The sequence below is a fragment of the Planomonospora algeriensis genome (assembly GCF_977012225.1).
On record NZ_CDRNDK010000036.1, the window covers coordinates 22069 to 28319 of the forward strand.

The following is a 6251-nucleotide window of genomic DNA, read 5'->3' on the forward strand; positions in this document are numbered from 1 at the left end:
CTCGGTGCCGGTCGGTGCCGGTGGGCGGGTGACGCTCTCGCCCGCCCTGATACGAGGAGGAATCCCCATGCCCGCAATCCGGACCAAGGGCCGAGCGGCGGCTCTGGTCACCGCGGCGGCTCTGGCGCTCTGCACGTTCGCCGGTTCTTCGGCCCAGGCGGCCGCCCCGTCCGCGACCCCGTCCGCGACGCCGTCCGCGACGCCGACCGCCCGCTCCGCCACGTCGGGGATCCCGGCCCTGGTCGATCCCGCGGCCGACCTGGGACGGCACGCGCCCGGACCCCAGCTGACCTGGTTCGACTCGATCTACTTCACCGGCTCGGTGAAGGCGAACGGTCAGGAGTTCGGCCTTCAGGTCCACACACGCATCCTCCCGAACAGGGACGAGGCCGCGTACCGCTGGACGTTCTCGGTGATCAACAAGACCACCGGGTGGTACAAGGACTACGACGCGATGGTCGAGCCGGAGGACTACCGGTGGAGCCAGGGCAAGCTCGACATCAAGGCGCCGGGGCTGAGCTGGACGGGTGACGCCGCCCACCAGTCGGTGCAGGTCGAGACGCCTTGGGGAGCTCTCGACGTCCGGCTGGTGCCCACCGGCCCCGCCATGAACTACGCGTCGACCGGCGTCTTCCACCTGGCCGACGGCGTGCCGAACTACGAGTTCGCACTCCCGGAGATGCGAACGTCCGGAACGCTCATCGTCGACGGCAAGAAACACCAGGTCAGCGGCACCTCCTGGCTGGACAGGCAGTGGGGTGAGATGCCGAGGTCGCTGACCCGGTGGACGTGGATGAACCTCGGCATGCCCAACGGCGACAAGATCGCCATCTGGGACACGGTCGGCGCCGCGTCCAAGGACAGCTGGGCGACGGTCCTCCACCCGGACGGCTCCTACGAGGTGGTCGACGTCGAGCCGCTCGCGCAGGGCGCCTCCCGGCCGTGGACCAGTCCGGCCACCGGCCAGACGTATCCCACCCGTTGGCGCATCCGCATCCCCGCCCTGCGCTCCGAACTCGACGTGCGGGTCGTCGGAGATCCGGACCAGGAGATCCAGACTCCCGACGGGAGCGGTTACCTGGAGGCCACGGCGGCTTTCACCGGTAAGTACGACGGCAGACGGGTCCGCGGCGAGAACTACGTCGAGATGACCGGCGAGTGGAACCCCTGATCACCGGCGAAGCCGTACTCGCCTGACGCGATCCGGCACCACCCCGGGATCGGACACCGGTCCCGGGGTGAACCGTCGGAGGAAGACGGCCTCAGCCGGGGGAGTGCAGGGCGGCGTGCAACCGGACGAGCCGGTCCTGGTCCTGCGGGTCGAGCCGGCTCATCGCGGGTGCCAGGGCGCGCCGGACCTCGTCGTAGACCTGCTCCGCCAGTTCCAGGCCGGCGGGGGTGAGGAACACGTCGACGACGCGACGGTCCTGGAGGTTCTTGCCCCTGGCCACCAGCCCTCGGCGCTCGGCGCGGTCGACGAGACCGGACAGGGTCGATTTGTCCAGGCCGAGGAACGCTGCGAGCTCGGTCATGTTCGGGCGGCGGTCGCGGAGGATGCCGAGGACACGCAGCTGGGTGAGCGAGAGGTCGCGCTCGGCTCCGATGCGGGTGAGCACGCCCGCCACCTGGAAGGTGCTGCGGACGAGGGCATCCACGAGGGCGTCGGAAGTCATGCGCCCACGTTACCCGTAATGCTTTGCATTACGAACTACCAGGGAGAGGTGCCGCCCATCGACCGGCGCCATTCGTCCCCGCTCCAGAACCGCTCATGGGCCGCACGCCAGTCCTGGACCGGCGCCGTGCCCTCTCCCTCGTCGCGGGCGAAGTCCTCGTCGACGTCGCGGATCGGTATCACGCGCACCTCGGTCGTCTCGATGACGGCGACCGGTCGTTCCTCGGAGTCGACGACCGCAGCGTGGTCGTCGACTCCGAGGGTCAGCTTGATACCGCTGTTTCCTCGCAGACCTGGAACCAGACCGCGGTGCCGGTCTCCTCGTCGTGGTGGACGCTCCACTTCGCGGCCAGCAGGTCCACCAGGGCCAGGCCGCGCCCGTTCTCGCCGTCGGGGGTCGCGGCGCGGAGGAAGGGCATGGTGGCGGCCGAGCCGTCGTCGATCACCTCGACGTGGGCCAGGCCGTCGAGGACGCCCAGGTGGACGGTCACCGTCCCGCCCGGGACGCGGCCGGAGTCGGAGTGCACCACGGAGTTGGTGAAGATCTCGCTGAGCAGGAGCAACGCGACGTCGAGGGTGTCACCGGAGACCTGTCCGGCCAGCAGGTCCCGCGCCCACGCGCGGGCCTCCGCCACGGAGGCGGGGACACCGGGGAACTCCCGGCGCCGGAGCACTTCGAGTACGGCATAGCGCGCCTCGCGGGGCTTCCGCGTCCCACCGGCGTCACCCGCTCGCCGGGTCCCGGCGGTTTCGCCGGTCCCGCCGGTTCCGCTCGCCCGTTCGGGCCCGAACGCTTCCGGGGAGTCGCCCGTTCGCCGGGTCCCGTCGGCTACGGCGGCCTCCTGCGGGCGGGCCCGCTGCGGCGCGCTCACGCGATCACCTCCGAGACGATGATGTCGGCCGCGTTGTCCGCCTCGGCGCAGACCGACTCGTCCCGCCGCCGGAACCGCGCCCACCAGGGCCGCCAGGTGAACACCCACTCCCGGCCCCGCCGTACGGCCGTGATCCGGACACGCGTCTCGCCTCCGGACATGACCTCCAGCACCGGCTGACCGGTGGCGGGGAGGACGAGCGCGGTGCCGACCCCGAGGGTCCGCAGGTCCCACCCCAGCCGCAGCAGGTGGATGAACTGCGCCTGTGGATTGTGCGTACTCATCGTGTCGAACCTCCGGAGCGGGGCCGTACTGCGGACTCGGTCTGCTCGGCGCGGGAGCGGAAGAAGGACCGCTGTGCACTCTGTCGATATTTTTCTAACTTTCGGTGACGGCTCATAGCGCACAGTGACTTCACGGCCATGATGGTTTGCTCTGTGCATGCTGTCAATGCACTGTGCAGTTTCTGTTCGGATCGTGCATTCAAGGTACGGAGAATGCGCTCCTTCGGCACACTGACCGCATGTCACCGACCCACAGCCCCACGGTCCGGTTGAGACGCCTCGCCCGCGAGCTGCGCAAGATGCGAGAAGAGAGCGGACTGCGCCCCGAGGACGCCGCGGCCCGCCTGGGATGGAGCCGTAGCAAGGTGAGCCGCATCGAGACCGGCCGCACCCGCGCCGGCCTCGCCGACGTCGCGAGCATCTGCGACCTGTACGGTGTCGGCTCGTCGGCCCGCGCCGGGCTGCTCCAGCTCGCCAAGGAGGCCCGCCAGCGGGGGTGGTGGACGGCCTACGCGGACGTGTTCACCGGTTCCTACATCGGACTGGAAGACGAGGCGGCGCTGATCCGCCAGTGGGAGGTGCAGCTCGTCCCCGGCCTCCTGCAGACCGAGGAGTACGCGCGCACGGTCATCAGGGCCGGACGGCCGGAACCGCACAACGCCGATGACATCCAGCGCCGGGTCATGGCCCGGATGGCCCGGCGCACGCTGCTCAGCCGACCGGCCGCGCCGGAGCTCCAGGCGGTGCTGGACGAAGGGGTCGTCCGCCGCCCGATCGGCGGCCGGGAGACGATGCGGGACCAGTTGGAGGCGCTGCTGACGGCGGCCCGGCGGCCCAACGTGACGATCCGCGTCCTCCCGTACAGCGCCGGAGCGCACGCGGGCCTGGAGGGAGCGTTCACCATCCTGTCCTTCCCCGAGGAGATCGACCCCGACGTCGCCTACGTGGAGGGCACGGCGGGTGACATATATGTCGAGAGCTCGGAGCAGGTGGATCGCTATAGTCTGGCCTTCGCCCGCATCTGCGAGGTGGCTCTGTCCCCGGAGGACTCCGCGGGGCTGATCGCCGAGGCGAAGGAGCGTCTTCCCCGTGACTGATCTGTCGGGCGCCATCTGGCGCAAGAGCAGCCTGAGCGGCAGCGGCAACAACTGCGTCGAGGTTGCCGACAACCTCCCCGGCCTCGTCGCCCTCCGTGACAGCAAGGACCCCCACGGCCCGGTCCTGACGTTCTCCCCGGACCAGTGGAGGGCCTTCACCGGTGGCGTCAAGAACGGCGAGTTCGACTCGCTCCCCGTAACCTGAATGGGATGGCCAGTCGGCAGCCGGCAGGTCATCCCACGTGCGGTGGATCAGATCTTGCTCGTCAGCTCACCTTAGACAAGTTCTCCCGGAAGTAGGTGTGACGTGTGTGGTCAGCCTGGCCGGTAAAAGCTCTGAACTCTCCCAGCTTGTAGGCGAGGCCGGTCTTACGCTCATCTTTGATGATCTCGAAGTCTCGGCTGAGGAGACTGATGCGCCTGTCGATCTCCGGGTCATCCACATCCAGCTTGATCGCGCGGGCGATCTGTGCAGTGGTCACGAAGTCGCCCTTCATGTCACGAAGGATGGCGTAGATCTCATCCCGCGCGCCGTCAAGATCAAGGTCACGCTTCTGCGCCATGCGATTCAATGCTGCGGCGATGGAGACGCCAAGGGCCTTGGCGACCGGCGGAGGGAAGGCGTTGCCGATCTGGCGGTAGTTCGAAGTTTTACGTCCGGTGAATTCCCACGCGAACTCGTCGTCGTCCCAGCCCTGAATGCGCTTGACCATCTCACAGGTAAGCCGAGGACCTCGGGGTGAGATGTCCTTGTCGGTGTAGGGTGCCTCGTTCGCGAGGACGTGCGCGTCCACCCACAGTGCTTCCCACGCACGCTTGGCACGTGTGGGTCCAAGATCCGCTCCGCCATGTTTCTTCGAGCCACCAACGATGGTCGGCGCGATGTCGTTGGCTCTTTCCCTCCACTCCTCGGCTCGCGGCCACTGGTTCGCCGCCATGAGGTCGTACAAGGCCTCGCCGACCGTGGGGAGTTTCTTCTCCGAGGGCTCTGGCCAGTGGAAGAAGGAGAAGTCCTCCGGCCTCATCGCGACGAGTACGAAGCGGGGCCGCAGCTGCGGCACCCCATACCAGGAAGCCTGGAGCAACTTCCACTCGGCGGCGTAGCCGAACTCCCGGAGCCGGTCCAGGACGTGTTGGCGGTAACCGGCGAAGCGGGGCATGCTCAGCCCTCGGACATTTTCCAGCAGCAACGCACGAGGCTGGATGATTTTGACTTGTTCCACTGTCCAAGCGAAGAGATCTCGCTCGTCGGCGGCGCCTAGTTGCTTACCCGCGATGGTGAACGGCGGGCACGGCACGCCACCGGCCAGGAGATCCACAGCCGTAAGGCCAGAACCCGGAGCGTGGTCGGCGGGGTTCCATACCTTAGGATCTGCGACGTCCCCCGTGAGCACCTTCCAGCCGGGCCTATTGCGGCGCAGTGTGTTGACCGCGTTCGTGTCCAGTTCGATGGCGAGTTCGTGTTCGAAGCCGGCCTTCTCCAAGCCGAGGGCCTGACCGCCGGCCCCCGCGCAGATCTCCAAGGCTTTCAAAGGTTTCTCGACGTTGCTCATGCGCTTCCTCCTGTCAACCAAAAGGAAGAGTAACGACTCAGTGTGACAAATCCGGAAAATATGCGCCCAGTGATCTAACCAGTTCATAGGTTTCCGGACTCTTCAGAGGCATTCCCCGATGTAGGCCAGATGCGGATCGGCGAAGAAGGACCGCACCAGCGCGGGCAGCTTCTGCAAGCGCCGCAGCGCGCCCAACGCCAGCGTCTTGAGCTCCTCCACGCTGCGCGCCGAGGCACGGGCGATCCGGTCGTGCTTGACGTTCTTCCACACCCACTCGTCCGGGTTCAGCTCAGGCGAGTACGGCGGCAGGAAGAACAGCGACAGCCGGCCCTGGCTGTCCTCGACGAACTGCTTGACCTTCTTGGCCCGGTGGACGCGGGAGTTGTCGACGATCAGGAACACCGGCCGGTCGGCATCGGCGAGCAGGCGCTTGCAGAACCCGATGAAGGCATCAGCGTCCAGTCCTTGGTCGAACAGCTGGAAACGCAGCTCGCCGCGCGGGCTGACCGCTGAAATCATCATGACCGAGCGGCGGGCCCCGGTGGTGGCCACCACCGGCGTGCGCCCGATCGGCGCCCAGGTGGTGCCCGCGTGGTGGTCGGTGCGCACCGCGGCCTCATCGGCGAAGAACACCACCGCGCCCAGCCGCTTGGCCTCGGCGGCGATGGCGGGGAAGGTCTGCTGCTTCCATTCGGTCACCGCGGCCGGATTCTGCTGGTACTGATGTTGAAAGGCTGAGGTGTGTTGATCAGACCGGCTGGAGGACCAGACCG

General features: G+C 67.8%; 9 protein-coding genes. 3 read left to right on the top strand and 6 right to left on the bottom strand.

From position 1 onward, the window contains the following. Positions 1 to 67 precede the first annotated feature (67 nt). Positions 68 to 1171: a lipocalin family protein gene (locus ACWJ6R_RS06685; RefSeq protein WP_449061346.1), complete on the top strand. Its 1104-nt coding sequence runs from the start codon at positions 68 to 70 to the stop codon at positions 1169 to 1171. A 91-nt stretch (positions 1172 to 1262) separates the two neighbouring features. Here ACWJ6R_RS06685 and ACWJ6R_RS06690 read toward each other — a convergent pair whose 3' ends face one another. Genes ACWJ6R_RS06690 through ACWJ6R_RS06705 form a run of 4 tightly spaced genes read right to left on the bottom strand, consistent with a single transcriptional unit; the run spans position 1263 to position 2828 of the window. Beyond that, positions 1263 to 1673 carry a MarR family winged helix-turn-helix transcriptional regulator gene (locus ACWJ6R_RS06690; RefSeq protein WP_449061347.1) on the bottom strand — a complete coding sequence of 137 codons (411 nt, stop codon included), beginning with the start codon at positions 1671 to 1673 and terminating at the stop codon, positions 1263 to 1265. A 35-nt stretch (positions 1674 to 1708) separates the two neighbouring features. Then, positions 1709 to 2014 carry an ASCH domain-containing protein gene (locus ACWJ6R_RS06695; RefSeq protein ID WP_449061348.1) on the bottom strand — a complete coding sequence of 102 codons (306 nt, stop codon included), beginning with the start codon at positions 2012 to 2014 and terminating at the stop codon, positions 1709 to 1711. Further along, positions 1936 to 2544 (bottom strand): ATP-binding protein, encoded by a 609-nt coding sequence (locus tag ACWJ6R_RS06700; RefSeq protein ID WP_449061349.1) that lies wholly within the window; start codon positions 2542 to 2544, stop codon positions 1936 to 1938. Before ACWJ6R_RS06700 ends, ACWJ6R_RS06695 begins: the two co-directional genes overlap by 79 nt. Then, positions 2541 to 2828 carry a hypothetical protein gene (locus ACWJ6R_RS06705; RefSeq protein WP_449061350.1) on the bottom strand — a complete coding sequence of 96 codons (288 nt, stop codon included), beginning with the start codon at positions 2826 to 2828 and terminating at the stop codon, positions 2541 to 2543. Before ACWJ6R_RS06705 ends, ACWJ6R_RS06700 begins: the two co-directional genes overlap by 4 nt. A 239-nt stretch (positions 2829 to 3067) precedes the next feature. Here ACWJ6R_RS06705 and ACWJ6R_RS06710 point away from each other — a divergent pair, with 239 nt between their 5' ends. Both ACWJ6R_RS06710 and ACWJ6R_RS06715 read left to right on the top strand, forming a co-directional pair. After that, positions 3068 to 3925 carry a helix-turn-helix domain-containing protein gene (locus tag ACWJ6R_RS06710; RefSeq protein ID WP_449061351.1) on the top strand — a complete coding sequence of 286 codons (858 nt, stop codon included), beginning with the start codon at positions 3068 to 3070 and terminating at the stop codon, positions 3923 to 3925. Then, positions 3918 to 4130 carry a DUF397 domain-containing protein gene (locus ACWJ6R_RS06715; RefSeq protein ID WP_449061352.1) on the top strand — a complete coding sequence of 71 codons (213 nt, stop codon included), beginning with the start codon at positions 3918 to 3920 and terminating at the stop codon, positions 4128 to 4130. Before ACWJ6R_RS06710 ends, ACWJ6R_RS06715 begins: the two co-directional genes overlap by 8 nt. A 61-nt stretch (positions 4131 to 4191) precedes the next feature. Here ACWJ6R_RS06715 and ACWJ6R_RS06720 read toward each other — a convergent pair whose 3' ends face one another. Beyond that, positions 4192 to 5478 carry a DNA cytosine methyltransferase gene (locus tag ACWJ6R_RS06720; RefSeq protein ID WP_449061353.1) on the bottom strand — a complete coding sequence of 429 codons (1287 nt, stop codon included), beginning with the start codon at positions 5476 to 5478 and terminating at the stop codon, positions 4192 to 4194. 102 nt (positions 5479 to 5580) lie between these two features. After that, a partial coding sequence (locus ACWJ6R_RS06725) for an IS630 family transposase (protein WP_449061354.1) occupies positions 5581 to 6251 on the bottom strand: 671 nt, incomplete at its 5' end.

What these genes read in the sequence shown, in the direction of transcription:
- ACWJ6R_RS06685 (WP_449061346.1), top strand. Translation starts at nt 68, where the DNA reads ATGCCCGCAATCCGGACCAAGGGCCGAGCGGCGGCTCTGGTCACCGCG.
- ACWJ6R_RS06690 (WP_449061347.1), bottom strand. Translation starts at nt 1,673, where the DNA reads ATGACTTCCGACGCCCTCGTGGATGCCCTCGTCCGCAGCACCTTCCAG.
- ACWJ6R_RS06705 (WP_449061350.1), bottom strand. Translation starts at nt 2,828, where the DNA reads ATGAGTACGCACAATCCACAGGCGCAGTTCATCCACCTGCTGCGGCTG.
- ACWJ6R_RS06710 (WP_449061351.1), top strand. Translation starts at nt 3,068, where the DNA reads ATGTCACCGACCCACAGCCCCACGGTCCGGTTGAGACGCCTCGCCCGC.
- ACWJ6R_RS06720 (WP_449061353.1), bottom strand. Translation starts at nt 5,478, where the DNA reads ATGAGCAACGTCGAGAAACCTTTGAAAGCCTTGGAGATCTGCGCGGGG.